Origin of the sequence: Streptomyces sp. NPDC051921 (genome assembly GCF_040680975.1) — a bacterium.
In the GTDB taxonomy this organism is placed as follows: domain Bacteria; phylum Actinomycetota; class Actinomycetes; order Streptomycetales; family Streptomycetaceae; genus Streptomyces.
In genome coordinates this window covers 123,805-145,724 of record NZ_JBFAXU010000016.1, presented here as the reverse complement: position 1 = coordinate 145,724, position 21,920 = coordinate 123,805, and the positions used below count along the sequence as shown (strand labels likewise).

Genomic DNA, 21,920 nt, shown 5'->3' with positions numbered 1-21,920 from the left:
CGAAGGTGGGCAACGCGAACGGCCCGACACGTCTCACGGGCCGGGGCCTCCAGCCTACGACGAGGCGGTGACGCGCACTCGTCGGTGTGATCGACGCGCCATGAGCCCGACCGTACGGTTCTGGATCCACCCCGGCCGCGTCCCATGACCACGGGCCGGGCCCGGCGGACTGGTCCGCCGGGCCCGGCCCGTGGCGCACGCGGCGCGCTAGTCCGTCGCGATCGCGTTCAGGACGTTCATCCGGCCCGCCCGGAAGGCCGGGACCAGGGCCGCGAAGAGGCCCACGAAGGCCGAGCCGACGAAGACCGCGACGATCGTCGGCCAGGGGATCTCCAGGACGCCCAGGCCCTCCAGGGCGAGGAGCTTCTGGGCGGCGGTGCCCCAGCCCAGGCCGAGTCCCAGGCCGAGGAGGGCGCCGAAGAGGGCGATGACCACGGACTCCAGGCGGATCATGCGGCGCAGCTGGCGGCGCGAGAGGCCGATGGCGCGCATGAGGCCGATCTCGCGGGTGCGCTCGACGACCGACAGGGCGAGGGTGTTCACGACGCCCAGGACCGCGACGACGATCGCGAGGGCGAGCAGCCCGTACACGATGTTCAGGAGCTGGCCCACCTGGTCCTGCAGGTCCTTCTTGTAGTCGGCCTGGTCGGCGACCTTGTACTGCGGGTAGGGCTTCAGGGCGTCCTTGAGGGCCTGGTAGGCGGCGGTCTCCTGGCCGTCCTTCGCCGTGGCGAAGACGATCATGCTCTTGGGCATCTTCTCCGCCGGCACGTACCGCTCGGCCGTCGTGATGTTCGTGTACATCACGCCCTTGTCGATGTTGTTGGCGTCGGAGGTGATCGCGGCGACCCGCAGGGTGGCCGGCCGGCCGCCCTGGAAGGCGACGGCGAGGCGGTCGCCGACCTTGACGCCGTGCTCGGCGGCGTAGTCGCTGCCGACGGACATGGCCTCCGGCCCGTACGCGTCCGGCAGGGCGCCCGCCGTGGTGTCGCGGCGCACGTCCTTCGCGTACGTGGGGTCGGCGGCGACGAGCCCGGTCTTCTCGGCCTTGCCGTGCGGGTCGGTGACGGTGACCTCGACCCACTTGTACTCGGTGACGTGGTCCAGGCCCGGGGCCTTCTCGACCGCGGCCTGGGCCTGCGGCACGACCGGCTGGCCGTTGGCGGACCGCACGATGAAGTCGGCGCCGACGGACCGGTCGAGCTCCTCGGTCGCGGAGGCGACCATGGAGGAGCCGACCACCGACAGACAGGCGACCAGCGCGAGGCCGATCATCAGGGCGGCACCGGTGGCGCCCGTACGGCGCGGGTTGCGCAGCGCGTTGCGCTCGGCCATGCGGCCGACGGGTCCGAAGACCCGCAGGACCACCGCGCCGAGGACCCGTACGACCACACCGGCGAGCAGCGGTCCGACGACGACGAAGCCGAGGAGGCTGAGGACGACGCCGAGGCCGAGCCAGAGGGATCCCGCGCCGGCCTCGTCGGCCCGCGTCGCGGTCCACAGCGCGCCCGCGCCGGCCGCCGTCAGGAGCAGCCCGACCCCGCCGCGCACCACACCGGCCTTGCCGTCGGCGGGGGTGCCGGCGTCGCGCAGGGCGGCCATCGGGGAGACCTTGCCGGCCCGGCGGGCGGGCACGAAGGCGGCGAGGACGGTGACGACGACACCGAGGACGAGGCCGACGACCGGGGTGGTCCAGCGGACCGTGAGGTCCTCCGTGGACAGCTGCATGCCGGCCGCCGCCATGATCTTCATCAGGCCGACGGCGAGGCCGACGCCCGCCGCGACCCCGGCGAGCGAGCCGACGACGCCGAGCAGCAGCGCCTCGACGAGGACGGAGCGGTTGATCTGGCGGCGGCTGGACCCGATGGCCCGCATGAGGCCGATCTCGCGGGTGCGCTGGGCGACCAGCATGGAGAAGGTGTTGACGATGAGGAAGATGCCGACGAGGAAGGCGATCCCGGCGAAGCCGAGCATCGCGTACTTCATGACGTCGAGGAAGCCGGCGACGTCCTCGCGGCCGGCGTCGGCGGCCTCGGCGGCGGTCTCCAGCTTGTAGTCGGAGCCGATCGCGGCGGCGATGTGCGCCTTCAGGGCGTCGTCGTCGACGCCGGGCGCGGCGTCGGCGGTGACGTGGGTGAACAGGCCCTCCTTGCCGAGGAGTTCCCGCTGGGCGGTGGCGGTGTCGAAGTAGACGACGGTGGCGCCGGGGTTGGTGACCTTGAAGTCGACGATGCCGGAGATCTTCGTGGTGAAGTCGCCGGTGACGGCGATGGTGCGCAGCTCGTCGCCGATCTTCAGGTGGTGCTTCTCGGCGGTGCCGCCGTCGACCATGACCTCGGTGGGGCCGCGGGGCTCGTGGCCGGAGGCGATCTCCACGGAACGCAGCTCGGTGGAGGTCCAGCCTTGGGCGATGGTCGGCGCACCGGAGGTGGGGCCGACGTTCTCGTCGTGCGCGTCGACGACGGTGACGCTCATGGACATGACCTGCCCCTGGGCGGCCTTGACGCCGTCGACGCCCTTGACCTCCTCGACGAGGGCGGCGGGCAGCGCCTCGGGGCGCCCGCTCTGCGGGACCTCGTCGTTCTCGGCGGCGCCCTTGGGGCTGATGGTGACGTCGGAGGCGGTGGAGGCGAAGAGCTTGTCGAAGGTGGTGTTCATGGTGTCGCTGAACACGAGGGTGCCGCTGACGAAGGCGACGGAGAGCAGGACGGCGACGGCGGAGAGCGCCATGCGCCCCTTGTGCGCGAGGAAGTTGCGCAGGGAGGTCTTGAGCACGGTCATGACGTCCGCCCGCGGGCGTCGAAGTCCTTCATGCGGTCCAGGACCTGGTCGGCGGTCGGCCCGTACATCTCGTCGACGATCCGGCCGTCGGCGAGGTAGAGGACGCGGTCGGCGTAGGAGGCGGCGACGGGGTCGTGGGTGACCATGACGATGGTCTGTCCGAGCTCGTCGACGGACTGGCGCAGGAAGCCGAGCACTTCGGCGCCGGCGCGGGAGTCGAGGTTTCCGGTCGGTTCGTCACCGAAGATGATCTCGGGACGGGCGGCGAGCGCGCGGGCCACGGCGACGCGCTGCTGCTGGCCGCCGGACAGCTGGGTGGGCCGGTGCTTGAGGCGCTCGCCCAGGCCGACGGTCTCGACGACCCGTCGCAGCCACTCGGTGTCCGGCTTGCGGCCGGCGATGTCCATGGGCAGCGTGATGTTCTCCAGCGCGTTGAGCGTGGGCAGCAGGTTGAAGGCCTGGAAGATGAACCCGATGCGGTCGCGCCGCAGTTGGGTGAGCTTCTTGTCCTTCAGGGTGGTGATCTCGGTCTCGTCGAGGAAGATCTGGCCGCCGCTGACGGTGTCGAGCCCGGCGAGGCAGTGCATGAGCGTGGACTTGCCGGAGCCGGAGGGCCCCATGATCGCGGTGAACCGACCGCGGGCGATGTCCACGTCGACGTGGTCGAGCGCGACGACCCGGGTCTCCCCGGATCCGTACGCCTTGACGACCTGTCGCGCCCGCGCGGCGACGGCCGTACTCCCTCCAGTACCCCCGTGCGTGGGGATGGTCACAGCCGAAGTCACGGTATGTCTCCTCTTTGGGCCCGAGCGGGTGGCGGCGTCTTCGAGTCTGGTCGGGGGGCGGGGGCCTCGGCACTGGTGCCAGGCGCACTCTTCGCCCTGGGGTTTTCCGTAGGACCAAGCTAAGGACGGGAGGCTGCCCGCCTCGTCCTCCGCCGGGACGAACGGCCCCTGGGCCGTATGAGGGAGGACCCCCTAGGGGTTCCTCCACCCTGGGTCCTGGTGAGAGGCTGACCCGGACGAACTTAGATGTACGAAGCATCCGTCACGGCGCGGGGCGGGGGAGAGGGGCCGGCGGTGTCCGAGGCGATCACGAGACGGGCGGCTGCGCCGCCGAAGGCGGACGTCACCCGGCGGGGCCCGGTCGTCGCCGCGCTGATGCTCGGCATGGCGCTGGCCGCGCTCGACGGCACGATCGTCTCCACCGCCGTCCCGCAGATCGTCGGCGACCTCGGCGGCCTCTCGGTCTTCTCCTGGCTGTTCTCCGGCTATCTGCTCGCCGTGACGGTGACCCTGCCGGTGTACGGAAAGCTCAGCGACACCTTCGGCCGCAAGCCCGTCCTGATCGCGGGCATCGTGCTCTTCCTCGTCGGCTCCGTGCTCTGCGCCTCGGCCTGGAACATGGCCTCGCTCATCGCCTTCCGCGTCGTCCAGGGCCTGGGCGGCGGCGCCCTCCAGGGCACGGTCCAGACGATCGCCGCCGACCTCTACCCCCTGAAGGAACGCCCCCGCATCCAGGCCCGCCTGTCCTCCGTCTGGGCCACCTCCGCCGTCGCGGGCCCGGCGGCCGGCGGCCTGCTCGCCGGCTACGCGGACTGGCGCTGGATCTTCCTGGTCAACCTGCCCGTGGGAGCGGCGGCCCTGTGGCTCATCGGGCGGTACCTGGTGGAGCCCGGGACGGCAGCGGCGGCACGGGACGAGGCGGGGCCCGAACGGGACGGGGCGGCGCCCGTACGGGACGGGGCGGCGCCCGAACAGGGCGGGGCGAGGCCCGAACAGCGCGGGGCGGGGCCCGTAAGGGACGCGGCCGAGGCCCTACGGGACGGTGCCGGGTCCGTGCGGGACGAGGCCGGGTCCGTGCGGGACGAGGCCGGCGCCCGGCGGGGCGGGCCGGTTGCGGGCGGCCGGGCCGCCGGCGCCCGTGGGGGCGGGCGGCGCGTGTCGGTCGACTGGGCCGGCGCGCTCGGCGTCTTCGGCTCCGGCGCCCTCCTCCTGACCGCGCTCGTGCAGGGCGGCGTCGCCTGGCCCTGGCTGTCCGCGCCGTCGCTCGGCCTGTTCGGCGGGGCGGCGGTGCTCGCCGGCGTCACGGTCGTCATCGAGCGGCGGGCCGCCGAGCCGATCATCCCCGGCTGGGTGTGGCGTCGCCGCACCATCGCCGCGGTGAACCTCGCGCTCGGCGCGCTCGGGCTGCTCATGGTCGCGCCGACCGTCTTCCTGCCCACCTACGCCCAGGCGGTCCTCGGCCTCGGGCCGATCGCCGCGGGTTTCGTGCTCTCCGCGATGACGCTGAGCTGGCCGGTCACGGCCGCCCTCTCGAACCGGGTGTACACCCGCATCGGCTTCCGGCAGACCGCCCTGCTCGGCATGGGGCTCGCCCTCCTGGTCCTGCTCGCCTTCCCGCTGCTGCCGTTCCCGGGCGAGCCGTGGCAGCCGGCCCTGCTGATGCTGCTGCTCGGCGGGGCGCTGGGCTTCTTCCAGCTACCGCTGATCGTCGGGGTCCAGTCGACCGTCCCGTACCAGGAGCGGGGGACGACGACCGCGTCGGTGCTGTTCGTCCGGCAGGTCGGCCAGAGCGTCGGCGCCGCGCTGTTCGGTGCGATCGCCAACGGCGTCCTGGCCGCGCGGATCGGCGACGGCAAGGGCGACCTGGACGGCCTGGTACGCGCCCTGGAGACGCCGGGCGCGCTGACCGGCCAGGCCGCCGACCACCTGCGCCGCGCGGTCGACGCGGCCGTCGACTACGTCTACCTGGGCGCGGCCGGCGCCGCCGCCCTCGCCCTGGTCGTCCTGCTCACCCTCGCGCCGCGCCGCTTCCCGGTCCTGGAGGAGTCCGACGCGGAGACCCGCACGGACCTCGACCAGGAGGCCGGTCAGGAGCTCCGGTCAGGTGTGTAGAAGCTGAAGTTGATCCGTGCGCCGGGCTCCGCGACGGGCTCGGCGAGACAGGTGGCGAGCCGGCCGGGGCCGTGGACGGAGGAGGACTTCGAGGCGACAAGCACGAAGGCCTGCTTCGACCTGCGCAAGTACGGCGAGATCGGTTTCGCGAACGGCATCTTCTCGTACGTGAACAACCTGCCCGTGAAGGTCGACGTGTACCACCGGGACCGCTCCTGGACGGCGCTGGAGTACGACGGGACGATCCGACCCGGCGGCTACAGCTCCGACACCTCCAGCGTGACCTGGTGGGGCCAGTACGGCGCGGTGTGCACGGGAGGCGCCACCCCGTCCTTCTAGGCCGTCACGCCTACGACGGGTCGTCCGGCTCCGGGGCGGCCGGACGGCCCGTCAGGGCCGCCAGCGCGTTGCGGATGTGCTCCATGTGGGCGTGGATCTCGTCGCGGGCCTCGTCGTGCTCGCGCAGCACCCGGTCCGTCTCGCGCTCGATCCGCTCCTGCCGCATCCGGGCCTCCGCGAGGAGGCCGTCCGCCCGCGCCTGCGCGTCCTCCTGACCGTGCCGGGCCGTCTCCTCGCTCCTCGCCAGGGCCTTCTGCGCCTCAGCGAGCCGGGCATCCGCCGCCGCGATCCGCTCCTGGTGACGGGCGTCCAGCTCGGCGGCCGCGGTGTCGGCCGTGCGTTCGGTCTCGTCCCGTACCGTCCGCTGCTCCTCGCGTTGCTCGGCGAGGAGCGCCGCGGCGCGCCGCCCGGTCTCCTCGTGGTGCTCGCGCGCCGCGTCGGCGACCCCCTCCGCGTCGCGGCGGGCGATCGTGCCCAGTTCCCCGGCCCGCGCCCGGGCCTCCTCCAGGCCCGCGCGGGCGACCGCCTCCGCCGCCGACCGGACGCCCTCCGCGTACGCCCGGGCCGCCTCGCCGGCCTCGCGCCCGGCCTCCTCGGCCGCCGCCGCGAGGGCCTGCGCCTCCGCCTCGGCGGCGCGGACGAGCCGCTCGTCCTCCTGCTCGGCCAGTTCCAGGATCCGCTGCGCGGCCTCACCGAGGGACTCGTAACGCTGCGGGGCGAGCCCGGCGACCGCCTCGCGCAGCCGTGCCGCCTCCGTCTCCATGTCCTCGGCCAGGAGGGTCAGACGCGCCGCCCGCTCCCACGCGTCGTCGCGCTCCGCGGAGAGCGCGGCGAGGTGGCGGTCGACCTGCTCGGGGCGGTATCCGCGCCCGCGTCCGACGGAGAAACTCATCCCTGACGCCCCTTCGCATCCTTATGTCCTCAAACATCAAGGATGCGTCATGAGAACGGACAAAAGGCGCCCGACGTGAACACACGTCGAGCGCCCTTGGTCACATCGCGCCTATGCGGGCGCCCCTACGGCTACAGCAGACCGTCCCACATCTGCTCCAGCAGCACGGACCACCAGTTCTCCGGCGAGGACAGCGCGGCCGGGTCCAGCATCGCCAACTGCGCCTGGAAATCAGCCGTCCAGCGCCCCGCCTGCTCCGGATTCAGCCCGAACCGCAGCCGCCACATACGGCCGAGCAGCGCCAGGCAGCGCACGAGCTCCGGCAGCCCGGTGTTCACGAACTGCGGCGGCACCGGCTGCCCACCCGGACCGGCCTCCACCGGTACGGCCACGATGTTCGCCGTCCCGTACTGGACACAGATCGCCCGGCCGAAGTCCGAACCCAGCACCAGGTACGAACTCGCGTCCGACGCCGGCTGCACCTGCCGCTGCGCCGCCAGCTCCGCCAACGTCGGCACCACCGGCATCGCCGGCTGCGCCCAGAAGAACGGCCCGAAGTCGGCCGGCAGACCCGCCCACATCAGCGTGACCGCCACCAACTCCGGCACCCCCTGGCGGGAGACCGCGCGCTGGTCGAAGCGCAGGATGCCCGGACCGAACGCCCCGGCCAGCTCCTGTGCCACCCCGTCCGGCGGCAGCGGCGGCGCCGGCTGCACCTGCGGCAGCGGCGCCCGCACCGGCGCGGGCCGCGCCGGCCCGTCCGCGACCTGGTGCAACTCGCCCTGATGCGTCAGCAGCTGACGCATGCCCTGCTGACGACCCGCGTGATCCCGCCCGTACGGCGCGATGTTGGTGATCCGCGCCTGCGGCCAGGTCTCCCGGATCATCCGCGCGCAATACCCACCCGGCAGCTCACACGACTCCAACTCCGTGTGCAGCTCCAGCACTTGCTGCGGCGGCACGTTCATACCGCGCAGCTCGTGCAGGATCTGCCACTCGGGGTGCGGCGTGCCCGGCGCGGAGCGGCGGATGATCTGCTGCTCCGAACCGTCGGGCGCGCGATAGCGCAGCACCGCCTGGTAGCCGGGCCCCACCGTCGGCAGCCCCGTCGGCTGCGGCTGCGGATACCCGTACGCGGGCGCCTGCCCCTGCGCGGCGGGAGCGGGCGCGGGCCCGGGCGGCGGAGGCGGCCCCGCGGGACCGGGCTGCGCCAGCATCGTCGCCGCGTGCGCCACACCGGCCGGCGGCGTACCGCCACCCGGGACACCCGGCGGCGGAGGCGGAGGCGGCGGAGTACCCGGCCCACCCTGGCTCGGATGCGCCAGCATCGTCGCGGCGTGCTGCACCCCACCCGCGGGCGTGCCACCACCCGGGACACCCGGCGGCGGAGGCGGAGGCGGCGGAGCGCCCGGCCCGCCCTGGCTCGGATGCGCCAGCATCGTCGCCGCCTGGTGCACGGCCGGCGGAGGCGTCGCCGACGGCGGCGCCGGCGGACCGGGCGGAGTCGGCGGACCGGGCGGACCGGGCGGAGTCGGCGCGGGCGCCGCCGGAGCTCCGGGCGGAGCCGGCGGACCGTCGGGCAGCTGCGACACCAACTGCGTCCGCACGTACGTCCCGGCGGGCGGCGGCGTGGCCGCCTTGCTGGTCGCGGCATCGGCGATGTCCGCCGCGGAAGCGGGCGCGCCAGGCGGCGGAGGCGACACCCGCGGGCCGCCCTGCCCGAACGTCCCGTCCGACTTCAGCCGCGGCGCGATGGCGGTCGGCGGCAGCGCGCTCCCACCCTTCATCAACGCCGTCGGCGCATCCGGGCCCACCGACGGCGGCGGCGTGTCCTCGTCGTCCGCGCCCGACAACGGCGGCGCGAACACGGTCGCCGGCAACGGCACGGCCCCGTCGGCCCCACCGACACTGGCGTTCGCGTCCGCCCACGGACTCTGCGCCGGAACACCGTCGTTCGCGGTCGGCTCGTAAGCCGGGGGCGGGGTGGCGGGGCCGGCCGGGGACTCGGCAGGCACCACGGGGGCGGGAGCCGGCGGCGCGGACGCCTCGGCGACGGACCCGCCATCGGCGGACGCCGAGGGGCCGGCCGGACCGGCCGGCGCGGCAGACGGCGCCACGGCGCCGGACGCCGACGCAGCCGCCTCCGCGGGCGCCGCCCACGGCGAGGCCGACGCCTCGGCCGAGACCTCCGGCGCACCCACCGCATCAGCGCCGGAACCACCGGACACGGACGGAACCTCACCACCCGAAGCACCGGAAGCGCCCCCAGTGCTGGAAGTGCTGGAAACGCCGGAAGTGGTGGAAAGGTTGGAAACGCCGGACGTGCCCGCCCCGGAACCCTCCGGCCCGCCCTCGCCCTCGGAAGGACGCGCGCCAGCACCCGCCGCCCACGGCGAGGCCGACGCCTCGACCGGCGCGTCCGGGCCGGCACCACCGGCGGACGACACCGCCGCCGGCGACGCACCCGCACCCGCGTCCGCAGGGGCCGGCGCCGCCGACTCCCCCTCCGCCGACGCCGACGCCGTCGCCTGGGACGCGTTCGACTCCACCGGCGGAAGGCCGATCTTGTCCGCCGCCTCCTGCAGCCACTCCGGCGGGCTCAACAGGAACGACGTCTGGTTCAGGTCGACACGGGCGGCAGCCTGCGCCGGAACCGGAGCGGCCGCCTCGGCGGCAGCCCCGTACTCCTCCTCGTAACGACGGATCACCTCACCCACCGGCAGCCCCGGCCACAGCGTCGCCTCACCGCTGTCCCGGGCGATCACCAGACGCAACCGGTCCCCGTCCGGAGTCGGAGCCTCCTCCCGGTCCTCCGCCCAGACCACGAAGCCCAGACCGAACTCCCGCACCCGCACCTCACGGTGCAGATACGCCGGCACATCGCCGTTGATCCACTCCTCGGCGCGCTCCTGCGCCTGCGCGAACGTCACCACAGCCAGTTCACTCCCCCACCGGGACCACGGGCACGGCACGCGCGAAGCCGCCGTCCACCATCAGGTTCGCCACCGTCTCCAGCTCCGGCGGACTACCCGCCAACCGCTGCAAGAAGTCGTCGAAATCCGCACCGCACGGCAGCAGCAACCGCTCCACCCGCTCGTTCACCGTCCAGCCGGCCGCCACCTCGCCGCCGTCCCGCGCGTCGTCGAACGGGCAGAACCACACCGAACCGACCGCCGCGCCCTTCACCTTCACCGCCAGCAGACCACCCTGCACGAACGCCACACCCAGGTAGTCCTTCGTCAGATGGTCCCGCAGGCACTTGTTCACATAGACGAGGTCATTGACCCCCGCCTCCTCGCGCAGCGTGAAGAACGGCTGGTCCACCAGCAGCCCCAGCTCCGCGTCGAGGGCCGTACCCACCGGCGCCGAACCGCCCGCCGCCTTCAGGAAAGACCGGTACGCCCCCGGCAGGCGGTAGCCCAGATCCTCCTCCACACCCTGCACCTGCTGCTCCGACACCGACACCACACGCTTCGGCAGCCCGAAATGCGCCGGCCGGGTCTCCTGCAACGGCCGCGTACCCCGCTTCGCGTGATCCACCGACCGCGCCGTCGCCACCCCGCCGTGATGCCGCAACAGCGCCTTCACCTCGACCGGCACCAACTCAAGACGCCGCGAGTGCGCCACGTGATGCCACGTCCAGCCGTGCGGCGTCGCCACCGCCGGAATCGTGTCCCACAACTCGTGCCCCGTCGCGGCCAGCGCCGCGTTCGCCGACACGTAGTCCGTCAGACGCAGTTCGTCGACGCCGAAACCCTCCGGCGGATCCGCGATCTCCGCCGCCGCACGCGCGTACGGAGAGAAATCCGGGTAGCCGCGCTCGTCCACCCGCACCCCTCGGGGATGACGGGAGGCCCGGACCGGATCCGGGAAGTGCACGACCTGACCGGCGTACGCCGCGTTCGGCGGCACGGTGTCCTGGCCGAGCCGACCTGTCGTCATGGCGGTTGCCCCCTGAGTGGCTGCTGGCTGCTTCTGCCTGTGGCTTCTACTGGCTGGTGGTCCGCACAGCCTATGCGCTGCCACAAGCCCCCGACCCGGCCCGCCCCGGCCGACCCCCGCCACCCCACCCCCGGTGACCAACTGTCACGACGGCATGACAGCACCGCCATGGTTCCGACACACCGAAAGCACGTTTCCGCGCCCCAGCTTCCCCATCGGGCACCGCGTTTGGCAGGCTGTTCACGCAACTCGGGGGATTGCAGGAGGGGAAGAACAGCACCATGCACGCAAGCGCAACACCAGCACCAACGCCCACACAGGGTGACCCACGCCTCAGCTGGGGCAGCGCCGTCGACACCCACCGCGCCCCCTTACTGCGCCACCGCCGCGACGGCATCCTGCCCACCGTCGGCGCGGCCCTCTCCGTCCGCGGCGAAACCCTCACCTGCACCGCCGCCCGCGGCGACCTGCCACCCACCCTGCACCCGCTCGTCCAGGACTTCCTCGACACCCTCACCAGCGGCCAGCGCGAACGCTTCACCGGACGCTGCCCGGAAGCCATCCTGCTCTCCCGGCACCTCACCGCCACCGAGAGCACCCGCTCCAAACGCGCCCAACGCAAACCACTCACCCACAGCGAGGCCCGCCGCTCCCTGAAACAGGCCAAACTCACCGCACGCCGCATCCGCGAGGACGGCGACCCGCTGCACGGCAGCTACGCCGCACCCTGCCGCTCCTGTACCGCGATGCTCGCGCACTTCGGGGTCCGCACCGTCGACCCCACCCACGGCACCACCGCCCAGAACGGCTGACCCACCCCATGCCCGACCTCAACAGCACCCGATTCCCGGTCAACGTCGACGCCGCCCTCCGCGAAGCCGGCTGGCAACCCGGCCGCTGGGACATACAGCTCGCCGAACACTGGGCGGACCTCCTGCGCGGACACGTCTCACCCGCCGGACACCGGCACAGCGTCTTCCCCGCCGTCGTCGAAGCCTGGGCCGAATTCGGCGGCCTCCGCGTCACCGCCCCCGGCCACGGACGCCAGATAGCCCCCGCGACCCTACGCTTCGACCCCCTCGCCGGCCTCCACCTCGCCCGCACCCTCGGCGACCTCGGCCGCGCCCTCGACACCGAAGTCGCCCCCCTCGGAGAAGAAGGCGAGGACGGCGCACAACGCGCCGTACTGGCGATGGACACCGAAGGCCGCGTCTACAGCATCGACCACACCGGCGACTGGTTCCTGGGCCGCGACCTCGACACCGCCCTCGCCACCCTGATCACCGGCACCCAGCCCACCCGCCTCGTAGCGGCACCGTAGGACAGCAGAAAGAAGCCAGACCCCTACGACACGACCGCCACCGGCAACACCGCACTCACCCGAAAACCCCCCGCGTCCGTCGGACCCGACACGAACACCCCGCCCAGCCGGGTCACCCGCTCCCGCATCCCGACCAGACCGTTCCCCCCACTCGGCAGATGCGCGTCCGCGGCCGTCGCGTCCGACGGACCGTTCTCCACCTGCATCGCCACCTCCGCCCCACGATGCGCGAGACGGACCACCACCTTCGCACCCGCCGCATGCTTGTGGACGTTCGTCAACGCCTCCTGCACCACCCGGTACGCCGTCTGCTCGACATCCGCACCGTACGACCGCACCTCACCCATCACCACGAGATCCACCACCGCGCCGGCCTGACGCGACTGCTCCACCAACGCCTCCAGGGCGTCCAGACACGGACCACCCCCCTCGGCACCACCCCCCGCCGCCGCCTCGGCCGCCGCGGCCGCCGCCCGACCCACCGCGGCCAAAGGCACCGCCGACGGCACCACCGCAGCAACCGGCGACGAGGCCGACGAGGGCTCCTCCCGCAACACCCCCAACATCTCCCGCAGCTCCGTCAACGCCTGCCGGCCCATGTCCCCCACCAGCGCCGCGTTCTTCACCGCCTTCTGCGGATCCTTCAACGCCACCGCCTGCAACGCCGCCGCGTGCACCACCATCAACGACACACGATGCGCCACCACGTCGTGCATCTCCCGCGCGATCCGCGTCCGCTCCTCCTGCCGCGCCCACTGCGCCCGCTGCTCCGCCCGGTCCGCCAGCAACGACAGCTCCTGCTCCAGACTGTCCGCACGCTCCCGCAACGACTCCATGAGCCGACGGCGCGCGCCTATGTACAGCCCGAACAGCACCGGCGGGGCGTTCAGCCCCAAGGTCATGAACAACGACACGACCGGCACGTACCAACCGCTCGGATCGAAGTCCGGCTGCCCCGCGTCCGCCTGCGCGACGTCCTCGCGCAGACCCACCACCGTCACGATGTACACGGCCACCGTCGACATACCGGCCAACGCGGCCGTGAACCGCCGGGGCACCTCGGACGCGGCCAGCGAATACAGGCCGACGATCCCCATCAGGAAGCCCATCTCGGCGGGCGTCACGGCGATCGACACCAGCACGACCGTGATCGGCCACCGCCGCCGCACCAGCAGCACGGACCCCACCAGCAGCCCGAACAGCACCCCCACCGGCACCGGCAACGACGCCTTCTGCGCGAAGCCGACCCCTTCGAGCCCGCACTCCAGCGCGGACACGACGGCCAGCGTCACGTCCAGCACCACACTGCGCCGTCTTCCCCACCACCACCACGTACGCGGTGCCACCGCGTCCTGGTCTGCCCCCGTTGTGGTCATGCCGTCCACCCTACGGGCGAGGGCCACCGATTTTCCCGCCTCCCACCCGCCCCGGAGCGCCGCCCGTCAACCTGCACGCACACCCATCCCTCGAACTGTTGAATCGACAGCATTTTCGACACGGACGTCCGCATTCCGAACGACGCTGCTCACATGACACCCGAAACGCGTCGCTACGCCGACTTCGAAGGCCTGCGCGCACAGGCCGTCGCCTTACGCCGCGAAGGCCTCAGCCTCCGCCAGATCCGCGACCGCCTGCAGATCTACAACAACGACCTCCTCCACCGGCTCATCAAGGGGGAACCGCCGCCGGAGTGGACCAAACGCCCCAACGCCAAGGACGACCTCCGTGCTCGGGCGCGCGAGCTCCGCATGGAGGGCAAGACCTACGACCAGATCCAGGTCGAGCTGGGCTGCTCGAAGAGCTCGATCTCCCTGTGGGTACGGGACCTGCCGAAGCCGGAGCCGCACTACACGCCCGAGGAGCAGCGTGCGCTCATGCATGAGGGCCTGGCCAGGCTGCGCGGCGCCCGTGAAGAGGAGCGAGGGAGGATCAGATCGGCCGCCCAGGAAGAGATCGGAGCCCTGTCGGACCGCGAGCTCTTCATGACGGGGATCGCGCTCTACTGGGCCGAGGGCTCCAAGAGCAAGCCGTACGACCGGCGTGAGCGGGCAATTTTCGTCAACAGCGATCCCGGAGTGATCGAGACGTACCTCGCCTGGCTTGACCTGCTCGGCGTGGAAAGAGATCGTCTCGGCTTCCGCATCCTCATCCACGAGTCCAGCGACCTCGATGCCGCCCATCGCTACTGGGCCGACCTTGCCGGCATCGACACCTCGGCCTTCGCGAAGCCGACCCTCAAGACGCACAACCCGAAGACCGTCCGCAAGAACACCGGTGACGGCTACTACGGCTGTCTCGTGATCCATGTGAGCCGAAGCGCCGATCTGTACCTTCGAATCGAGGGATGGTGGAGCGGAATCGTTGCCCAGGCTCAGGCACGTCTCCGGTAAGGTCTGAGCAGCTGTCCCCCGTGGTGTAACTGGCAGCACACTGGTTTTTGGTACCAGCAGGACAAGGTTCGAATCCTTGCGGGGGAGCCACAGCACACAAGACCTCGGTTCGGGTCCCGACCTCCCTGGTCGGGACCCTTACTCATGTCCCGCTCGGGACCCCCCGGTATCCTTCGGAAGTCCCACCACCCGAAAGCCGAAGGGCATCCCCGTGAGCGCCAACCGCCCGGCAGCCGTCGTCGTCCTCGCAGCGGGTGAGGGCACCCGCATGAAGTCGAAGACTCCCAAGGTCCTGCACGAGATCGCCGGGCGTTCGCTCGTCGGGCACGTCGTGTCGGCCGCTCGTGAGCTGGAGCCCGAGGACCTGGTCGTGGTCGTGGGGCATGCGCGGGAGCAGGTGAAGGGTCACCTGGACGCGTACTACGCGGGGACGCGGACGGCCGTGCAGGAGGAGCAGAACGGGACCGGGCACGCGGTGCGGATGGCGCTGCGGGAGCTGGGTCGGGCCCCCGAGGGGACCGTGGTCGTGGTGTGCGGCGACACTCCGCTGTTGTCCGGGGAGACGCTGAAGGCGCTGGCCGGCACGCACGTGGCCGACGGGAACGCGGTGACGGTGCTGACGGCCGAGGTGCCGGACGCGACCGGTTACGGGCGGATCGTGCGGGATGCCGCGTCGGGTGCGGTGACGGCGATCGTGGAGCACAAGGACGCGTCGGACGAGCAGCGGGCGATCCGGGAGATCAACTCCGGGGTGTTCGCGTTCGACGGGGTGCTGCTGGCGGATGCGCTGGGGAAGTTGCGGACGGACAACAGCCAGGGTGAGGAGTACCTCACGGATGTGCTGTCGATTCTGCGTGAGGCGGGGCACCGGGTGGGTGCGTCGGTGGCGGTGGATCACCGGGAGATCCTGGGGATCAACAACCGGGTGCAGTTGGCGGAGGCTCGTGGGCTGCTGAATGCGCGGCTGCTGGAGCGGGCCATGCTGGCGGGTGTGACGGTGGTGGATCCGTCGTCGACGTTCGTGGATGTGACGGTGACGTTCGAGCCGGACGTGACGGTGCTGCCGAACACGTTGCTGCTGGGTGCCACGCATGTGGCCGAGGATGCTGTCGTGGGGCCGAATTCTCGGCTTGCGGACACGTCGGTCGGGCGTGGGGCGCGGGTGGACAACACGGTGGCCGATTCCGCCGTGGTGGGCGAGGGTGCCTCGGTGGGGCCGTATGCGTATCTGCGTCCGGGGACGCGTCTGGGCGCGAAGGCCAAGGCGGGTACGTATGTCGAGATGAAGAACGCGCAGATCGGTGAGGGTACGAAGGTCCCCCATCTGTCGTATGTGGGTGACGCGACCATCGGCGATCACACCAATATCGGTGCGGCGAGTGTCTTCGTGAACTACGACGGCGAGGCGAAGCACCACACGACGGTGGGCTCACATTGCAAGACGGGTTCGGACAACATGTTTGTGGCTCCCGTCACCATCGGGGACGGTGCCTACACGGCTGCCGGGTCCGTCATCACGAAGGACGTGCCGGCTGGTGCGCTGGCTGTCGCCCGCGGCCAGCAGCGGAATATCGAGGGTTGGGTGGCTCGTAAGCGGCCGGGTAGTGCCGCTGCGCAGGCTGCTCAGACGGCGTCCGAGAGGGCTTCTGTCGAAGACTGACCGGAAACAGGTACGTCGAAGTCGGCGTACCGTGATACGTGCACACAAATTCGGCTGGCTCGCACGCGCGCACGGGAGCGCGGGATTCGCGGCCAGAGAAACCGTCGAGGAGACAGTGCTGTGACCGGGATCAAGACGACCGGCGAGAAGAAGCTGATGCTCTTCTCCGGCCGCGCCCACCCCGAGCTGGCCGAGGAGGTCGCGCACCAGCTGGGCGTCGGGATCGTTCCGACCAAGGCGTTCGACTTCGCCAACGGTGAGATCTACGTTCGCTTCCAGGAGTCCGCGCGTGGCGCGGACTGCTTCTTGATCCAGAGCCACACGGCTCCGATCAACAAGTGGATCATGGAGCAGCTGATCATGATCGATGCTCTGAAGCGGGCTTCGGCTCGGAGCATCACCGTGATCATTCCGTCGTACGGCTATGCCCGTCAGGACAAGAAGCACCGTGGTCGTGAGCCGATCTCGGCCCGTCTGGTCGCCGATCTGCTGAAGACGGCGGGTGCGGACCGGATCCTGACGGTGGACCTGCACACGGACCAGATCCAGGGCTTCTTCGACGGTCCGGTGGACCACCTGTCGGCGCTGCCGGTGCTGGCGGACTACGTGGGTGCGAAGGTCGACCGTACGAAGCTGACGATCGTGTCTCCGGACGCGGGTCGTGTGCGGGTGGCGGACCGTTGGTGCGACCGTCTGGACGCGCCGCTGGCGATCGTGCACAAGCGTCGTGACAAGGACGTCGCCAACCAGGTGACGGTGCACGAGGTCGTCGGTGACGTGAAGGGCCGTGTGTGTGTCCTGGTGGACGACATGGTCGACACCGCGGGCACGATCTGTGCGGCGGCGGACGCGCTGTTCGCGCACGGTGCGGAGGACGTCATCGTGACGGCGACGCACGGCATTCTGTCCGGTCCGGCGGCGGACCGGCTGAAGAACTCGAAGGTGAGCGAGTTCGTGTTCACGGACACGCTGCCGGACCCGAGTGCGCTGGAGCTCGACAAGATCACGGTGCTGTCGATCGCGCCGACGATCGCGCGTGCGGTGCGTGAGGTGTTCGAGGACGGTTCGGTGACGAGCCTGTTCGAGGAGCACTGAGCCCGTGCCGGGTGCTGAGCGCTGAGGACTGAGTGAGGGCCGCTTCCCTGGGGGGAGGCGGCCCTTTCTCGTGTCCTGGGGCGGTGTGTTCTCGTGTCCTGGGGCGGTGTGCCGCGGGTTCGTCAGGCTCGTAGGGCGTCGACGGCGATGCGTGCTGCCCGTCCGATGGCGGCGTCGGCGGCGGGGAGGGTCATGGTGGTGGCGGCGGCGCGGGTGAAGACGGCGACGGCGTAGCGGCCGCCGTCGGGGTATTCGACGACGCCGGCTTCGTGGCGGAGGGTGGGCAGGGAGCCGGTCTTGCCGCTGACGCGGACGTCGTCGAAGGGGAAGCCGGAGGCGAGGCGGTGGGTCCAGGCCTGGACGCCGAGGACGGCGCGGAGTTCTTCGCCCCATGGGCCCGCGCAGAGTTCGTCGCGCCAGATGGCGGTGAGGAGGGCGGTGATGTCGCGGGCGGTGGAGCGGTTGGTGCGGGTGGGGTCGAGGGCGCGGAGGCGGGTGACGGCGGTGGGGTCGGTGTAGGTGGTGGGGTCGCCGGCGGCGTCTTCGCGGAGGGTTTCGTAGAGCTCGCGCATGGTGTGGACGGCGATGGTCCGTCGCAGTCCGAGGCCGGCCATGGTGGTGTTGACGGTGTCGCGTCCGACGGCGTCCCAGAGCAGGTCGGCGGCGGTGTTGTCGCTGAGGGCGATGGTGAGGTGGGCGAGGTCGCGGAGGGAGAGGCGGGCGGCGTCGCGCATGACGGCGAGGCCGGTGACGCCGGGGGTGCGGTTTTCGGCGGGGATGTCGACGGGCCGGGTGGGGTCGAGGTGGCCGAGGGAGGCCTGTCGGTAGAGGGTGGCGACGAGGCAGAGCTTGTGGACGCTGGCGGTGGCGACGGGGGTGTCGGCGCCGGTGCCGAGTTGGTCGCCGGTGTCGATGTCGCGGGCGTGGAGGTGTCCGGTGAGGCCCGCTTCGGTGAAGGCCGCGGTGATGCGGGTGCGGGCTGCGGCGGGGGTCACAGGGGGAACTCCGATGCGGGGCGGGGGATGACCAGGGTGGTGTGCGGGCCGGGGTGCATGTGGGCGTGTTCGCGCAGGACGGTGTGGGCGGTGTCGGCGAAGAGGCGTACGGCGGGGGTGTCGCCGGCTTCGGGCCAGGCGGTGGAGGTGCGCCAGGTGACGGGTTCGCCGTGGAGGGGGCGCCAGACGGTGCCGGCCTGGGTGGGGGTGCGGGGGACGAGGGCGACGGCGCCGGAGAGGACGAGGCCGTGGGTGAGGTCGGGTCCGGCGGCTTCGTGGACGGTGGCGGGGGTGAGGCCGTGGCGGGCGCAGGCGTTGAGGGTTTCGTCGTGGAGGGCGGGGGCTTCGGCGCGGGGGAAGAGGACGAGGTCGCGGCCGGTGAGGGCGGTGGCGGGGAGGGTGGGGTGCGTGGCGAGGGGGTCGTCGGCGGCGAGGAGGGCGCCGAGGGGTTGGTGGAGGACGGGGCCGAAGCGGAGGCCGGGGGCGGGGCAGGGGTGGCGGACGATGCCGGCGTCGAGGGTGCCGGCGGTGAGGGCGGCGGTCTGTTCGGTGGTGGTGAGTTCGCGGAGTTCGAGGTCGCCGCCGGGTGAGCGGTCGCGGAAGGCGGTGAGGAGGGCGCCGACGGCGGCGGCGCCGAGGCGGGGCGGTACGGCGGCGCGGAGGGTGCCTGCGGTGCCGCTGTGGATGTGGGCGACGGTGGCGGCGAGTCGGTCGGCGGCGGCGAGGAGGTGTTCGGTGTCGGTGAGGACGAGGCGTCCTGCTGGGGTGAGGGTGGCGCCGCGGGGGCCGCGGTCGAGGAGGCGGACGCCGAGTTCGCGTTCGAGGCGTTGGATGCGTTGGGAGAGGGAGGGCTGGGCCATGCGCAGGCGGGCGGCGGCGCGGCCGAAGTGTTGTTCTTCGGCGACGGTCCGGAAGTACCGCAGGTGCAGGAGCAGGTCCATGGCCAGCAAGGATAGGCATTCGCCTATGGCTTGTATCGCGATATGAGTCTTGGACTGGTCGTACGGGTGTCTGTTTCGCTGCGGTCATGAGCAACTCTCACAGGAGCAGGGGGCGCCGGCGTTGGCCGGCGGTGACGGTGGCGGGTGCGCTGGTGGCAGGGGCTGCCGGCTGGGCGGTGGGTTTCGGGCCGTTGCGGCCGGGTGAGGAGGGGCCGCGGTCGGCGGATCCGGAGGCGGTGCGGACGGCGCGGGCGTTCCTGGCGAGCTGGGCGTCGGGGGATCTGGCGGCGGCGGGGCGGCTGACGGACTCGCCGGCGAAGGCGGAGCAGACGTTGCGGAACTTCACGGCGGGTCTGGAGATCGCGAAGCCGCGGCTGACGGCGGGTGCTGCGCGGGCGGAGGGGGACGCGGGGGCGCGGGTGGCGTTCGCGGCGCGGTTGCCGGTGGCGGATCTGGGGGTGTGGTCGTACGGCTCGGAGCTGGGTGTGGCGCGGACGGACGCGGGGTGGCGGGTGCGGTGGGAGCTGCCGTTGGTGCATCCGCAGCTGAACGAGAAGCAGCGTTTCAAGCTGGTGGAGGAGGAGTCGGGGGAGCTGGCGGCGTTGGATCGGGAGGGTCGGGCGATCTCGGCGGCGGAGCATCCGTCGCTGGTGTCGGTGCTCGGTCTGGGTCGGGGGAAGCCGCGGGGCGAGGTGCGGGTGGTGGACCGGATCACGGGCGAGACGAGGGCGACGGCGGTGCGGTTCGGGGTGGCCGCGGGGGGTGGGCCGGTGCGGACGACGATCGACGCGCGGGTGCAGCGGGCGGCGGAGAGGGCGCTGGCCAGGCATCTGGAGGGGCGTAACGCGGGGCTTGTGGCGGTGCGGATCGACAGCGGTGAGGTGGTGGCGGTGGCGAACGGGCCGGCGGCGGGCTTCAACCGGGCGTTCCAGGGGACGTACGCGCCGGGTTCGACGTGGAAGGTGGTGACGAGTGCGGCGCTGTTGTCGAAGGGTGCGGTGTCGCCGTCGTCGCGGGTGGACTGTCCGAAGTTCCTGACGGTGGGGAAGCAGTTCCACAACGTGGAGACGTCGGAGATTCCGGGGGCGACGTTCCGGCAGGACTTCATCCACTCGTGCAACACGGCGTTCGTGGCGCTGCGGGGGCGGTTGGCGGACGACGAGATGACGGCGTTCGCGAAGGAGCACTTCGGGATCGGTGCGGAGTGGCGGACGGGTGTGGGTTCGGTGGACGCGGAGGTGCCGGTGCCGGGTGGGGAGACGGAGAAGGCGGCGGCGTTGTTCGGTCAGGGCCGGTTGCGGACGAATCCGCTGGCGATGGCGTCGGTGACGGCGACGGCGGTGTCGGGGACGTTTCACCAGCCGCTGCTGGTGAGGGGGACGGAGCAGCCGCGGGTGGAGACGCGCAGGCTGTCGCCGGGGGTGGTGGCGCAGTTGCGGTCGCTGATGCGGGACACGGTGACGGACGGGTCGGCGAAGGTGCTGGCGGGGGTGCCGGGTGAGGTGGGGGCGAAGACGGGTACGGCGGAGGTGACGGAGGACGGGAACAACAACGGGTGGCTGGTGGCGTACGACGACGAGATCGCGGTGGCGTGTGTGGTGGAGGGCGCGCAGAGCGGTTCGGGTTCGGCGGGGCCGGTGATCCGGGACCTGTTGCTGGATCTGGCCGGGTAGGCGAGGGGAGCCGCGGGACGGGTGGAGGGCGGGGGCGGTCCGTGGTGGTCGGCGGCGCGGCCGGTCGGTCGACAGCGCGGGCGATCGGTCGGCGGTCGGCGGCGCGGGAGGTCGCGGCGCGGCCGGTCGGTCGGCGGTCGGCGGCGCGGGCGGTTCGGGACTGATCCATTTGGGCGGCCCGGAGGGCGCCCGCTAGACTGTCGTGGTTGCTCGGCGAGGGAGGCCGTGCCCGTGCGTGTCGCACGTGGTGCCGGCGGTCCGTTATCGACGCGCTCTTCGTAGCAGGCCCACGCCAGTCGGGGCCGGGTGACAGTCGCATCCGTCACCACACTACGAGGAGTGCACATGTCCGAGGTGAAGCTCACCGCGTCGATCCGTACCGAGTTCGGCAAGGGCGCCGCCCGCAAGATCCGCCGTGACGCCCAGGTTCCCGCCGTGCTGTACGGCCACGGCACCGACCCGGTCCACCTGACCCTCCCGGGCCACGAGACCGCCATGGCGCTGCGTACCCCGAACGTCCTGCTGTCCCTGGACATCGAGGGCAAGGGCAGCGAGCTCGCCATCCCGAAGGCCGCCCAGCGTGACCCGCTGAAGGGCTTCCTGGAGCACGTCGACCTGCTTCTGGTCAAGCGTGGCGAGAAGGTCACCGTCGAGGTTCCGGTCGTCGCCGAGGGCGAGCTGGCCGCCGGTGGCAACCTGCTCGAGCACGTCCTGAACACCCTCTCGGTCGAGGCCGAGGCCACCCACCTGCCGGAGTCCGTCACGGTCTCCGTCGAGGGCCTGGAGGCCGGTGCCTCCGTGCTGGCGCAGGACATCGCCCTGCCGTCCGGCGTGACCCTGGTGACCGAGGGCGACGCCGTCGTCCTGCAGGTCCTGGCCGCGCAGGCCGAGGAGCCGGCCGCCGAGGGCGAGGCCACCGAGGCTGCCGAGGGCGCCGAGGCCTGAGCCGTAGGCTCTGCCTGACGTGACGGGGTGACGGGCCCACGGGCCCGTC

General features: G+C 72.1%; 18 protein-coding genes and 1 tRNA gene. 10 read left to right on the top strand and 9 right to left on the bottom strand.

Annotation, left to right across the window (positions count from 1 at the left end):
* Positions 1 to 207: 207 nt before the first annotated feature.
* Positions 208 to 2,781 (bottom strand): FtsX-like permease family protein, encoded by a 2,574-nt coding sequence (locus AB0M16_RS22080; RefSeq protein WP_365345383.1) that lies wholly within the window; start codon positions 2,779 to 2,781, stop codon positions 208 to 210.
* The gene (locus AB0M16_RS22075; RefSeq protein WP_365345381.1) at positions 2,778 to 3,566 is read right to left on the bottom strand and encodes an ABC transporter ATP-binding protein; all 789 of its coding nucleotides are present in this window, start codon (positions 3,564 to 3,566) and stop codon (positions 2,778 to 2,780) included. The genes AB0M16_RS22080 and AB0M16_RS22075 overlap by 4 nt, the downstream gene beginning before the upstream one ends.
* Positions 3,567 to 3,941: 375 nt before the next feature.
* Between AB0M16_RS22075 and AB0M16_RS22070 the strand changes: the two genes are divergently transcribed.
* Complete coding sequence (locus AB0M16_RS22070; protein WP_365345500.1) at positions 3,942 to 5,678, top strand: MFS transporter; 1,737 nt, start codon at positions 3,942 to 3,944, stop codon at positions 5,676 to 5,678.
* Positions 5,679 to 5,729: 51 nt separating this feature from the next.
* Entirely contained in the window at positions 5,730 to 6,017 is a 288-nt protein-coding gene (locus tag AB0M16_RS22065; RefSeq protein WP_365345379.1) for a hypothetical protein, read from the top strand.
* 10 nt (positions 6,018 to 6,027) lie between these two features.
* On the opposite strand, the gene AB0M16_RS22060 is transcribed toward AB0M16_RS22065, so the two are convergent.
* From AB0M16_RS22060 to AB0M16_RS22050, 3 genes are all read right to left on the bottom strand, one after another.
* Positions 6,028 to 6,909, bottom strand: coding sequence for a cellulose-binding protein (locus AB0M16_RS22060; RefSeq protein ID WP_365345377.1), 882 nt, complete (start codon positions 6,907 to 6,909; stop codon positions 6,028 to 6,030).
* A 131-nt stretch (positions 6,910 to 7,040) separates the two neighbouring features.
* The gene (locus AB0M16_RS22055; RefSeq protein WP_365345375.1) at positions 7,041 to 9,842 is read right to left on the bottom strand and encodes an SUKH-4 family immunity protein; all 2,802 of its coding nucleotides are present in this window, start codon (positions 9,840 to 9,842) and stop codon (positions 7,041 to 7,043) included.
* Between the two features lie 7 nt (positions 9,843 to 9,849).
* Positions 9,850 to 10,851, bottom strand: coding sequence for an SMI1/KNR4 family protein (locus tag AB0M16_RS22050; RefSeq protein WP_365345373.1), 1,002 nt, complete (start codon positions 10,849 to 10,851; stop codon positions 9,850 to 9,852).
* A gap of 281 nt (positions 10,852 to 11,132) precedes the next feature.
* Between AB0M16_RS22050 and AB0M16_RS22045 the strand changes: the two genes are divergently transcribed.
* A complete protein-coding gene (locus AB0M16_RS22045) occupies positions 11,133 to 11,663 on the top strand; it encodes a YwqJ-related putative deaminase (protein WP_365345371.1) in 531 nt (176 codons plus the stop codon).
* A gap of 8 nt (positions 11,664 to 11,671) precedes the next feature.
* Complete coding sequence (locus AB0M16_RS22040; protein ID WP_365345369.1) at positions 11,672 to 12,172, top strand: SUKH-3 domain-containing protein; 501 nt, start codon at positions 11,672 to 11,674, stop codon at positions 12,170 to 12,172.
* Positions 12,173 to 12,195: 23 nt separating this feature from the next.
* Here AB0M16_RS22040 and AB0M16_RS22035 read toward each other — a convergent pair whose 3' ends face one another.
* Positions 12,196 to 13,548, bottom strand: a complete 1,353-nt coding sequence (locus tag AB0M16_RS22035; protein WP_365345367.1) for a histidine kinase — start codon at positions 13,546 to 13,548, stop codon at positions 12,196 to 12,198.
* Positions 13,549 to 13,701: 153 nt separating this feature from the next.
* On the opposite strand from AB0M16_RS22035, the gene AB0M16_RS22030 reads away from it, so the two are divergent.
* The 4 genes from AB0M16_RS22030 to AB0M16_RS22015 all read left to right on the top strand — a co-directional run bounded on the left by AB0M16_RS22030 (position 13,702) and on the right by AB0M16_RS22015 (position 17,317).
* Entirely contained in the window at positions 13,702 to 14,562 is an 861-nt protein-coding gene (locus tag AB0M16_RS22030) for a hypothetical protein (protein WP_365345364.1), read from the top strand.
* Between the two features lie 14 nt (positions 14,563 to 14,576).
* Positions 14,577 to 14,652 (top strand) — tRNA-Gln (locus tag AB0M16_RS22025).
* A gap of 121 nt (positions 14,653 to 14,773) precedes the next feature.
* The gene (gene glmU, locus AB0M16_RS22020) at positions 14,774 to 16,222 is read left to right on the top strand and encodes a bifunctional UDP-N-acetylglucosamine diphosphorylase/glucosamine-1-phosphate N-acetyltransferase GlmU (protein WP_365345362.1); all 1,449 of its coding nucleotides are present in this window, start codon (positions 14,774 to 14,776) and stop codon (positions 16,220 to 16,222) included.
* Between the two features lie 120 nt (positions 16,223 to 16,342).
* Positions 16,343 to 17,317: a ribose-phosphate diphosphokinase gene (locus tag AB0M16_RS22015; protein WP_365345360.1), complete on the top strand. Its 975-nt coding sequence runs from the start codon at positions 16,343 to 16,345 to the stop codon at positions 17,315 to 17,317.
* 122 nt (positions 17,318 to 17,439) lie between these two features.
* Here AB0M16_RS22015 and AB0M16_RS22010 read toward each other — a convergent pair whose 3' ends face one another.
* From AB0M16_RS22010 to AB0M16_RS22000, 3 genes are all read right to left on the bottom strand, one after another.
* Positions 17,440 to 18,312, bottom strand: a complete 873-nt coding sequence (locus AB0M16_RS22010) for a serine hydrolase (RefSeq protein ID WP_365345358.1) — start codon at positions 18,310 to 18,312, stop codon at positions 17,440 to 17,442.
* On the bottom strand, positions 18,309 to 19,253 hold the full coding sequence (locus AB0M16_RS22005; RefSeq protein ID WP_365345356.1) for a LysR family transcriptional regulator: 945 nt from the start codon (positions 19,251 to 19,253) through the stop codon (positions 18,309 to 18,311). Before AB0M16_RS22005 ends, AB0M16_RS22010 begins: the two co-directional genes overlap by 4 nt.
* Before the next feature lie 97 nt (positions 19,254 to 19,350).
* A complete protein-coding gene (locus AB0M16_RS22000) occupies positions 19,351 to 19,599 on the bottom strand; it encodes a hypothetical protein (RefSeq protein WP_365345506.1) in 249 nt (82 codons plus the stop codon).
* Between AB0M16_RS22000 and AB0M16_RS21995 the strand changes: the two genes are divergently transcribed.
* Both AB0M16_RS21995 and AB0M16_RS21990 read left to right on the top strand, forming a co-directional pair.
* A complete protein-coding gene (locus AB0M16_RS21995) occupies positions 19,490 to 20,926 on the top strand; it encodes a penicillin-binding transpeptidase domain-containing protein (RefSeq protein ID WP_365345498.1) in 1,437 nt (478 codons plus the stop codon). The genes AB0M16_RS22000 and AB0M16_RS21995 overlap by 110 nt on opposite strands.
* A 345-nt stretch (positions 20,927 to 21,271) precedes the next feature.
* Positions 21,272 to 21,871, top strand: a complete 600-nt coding sequence (locus AB0M16_RS21990) for a 50S ribosomal protein L25/general stress protein Ctc (RefSeq protein WP_365345354.1) — start codon at positions 21,272 to 21,274, stop codon at positions 21,869 to 21,871.
* The last annotated feature ends 49 nt before the right edge of the window (positions 21,872 to 21,920 follow it).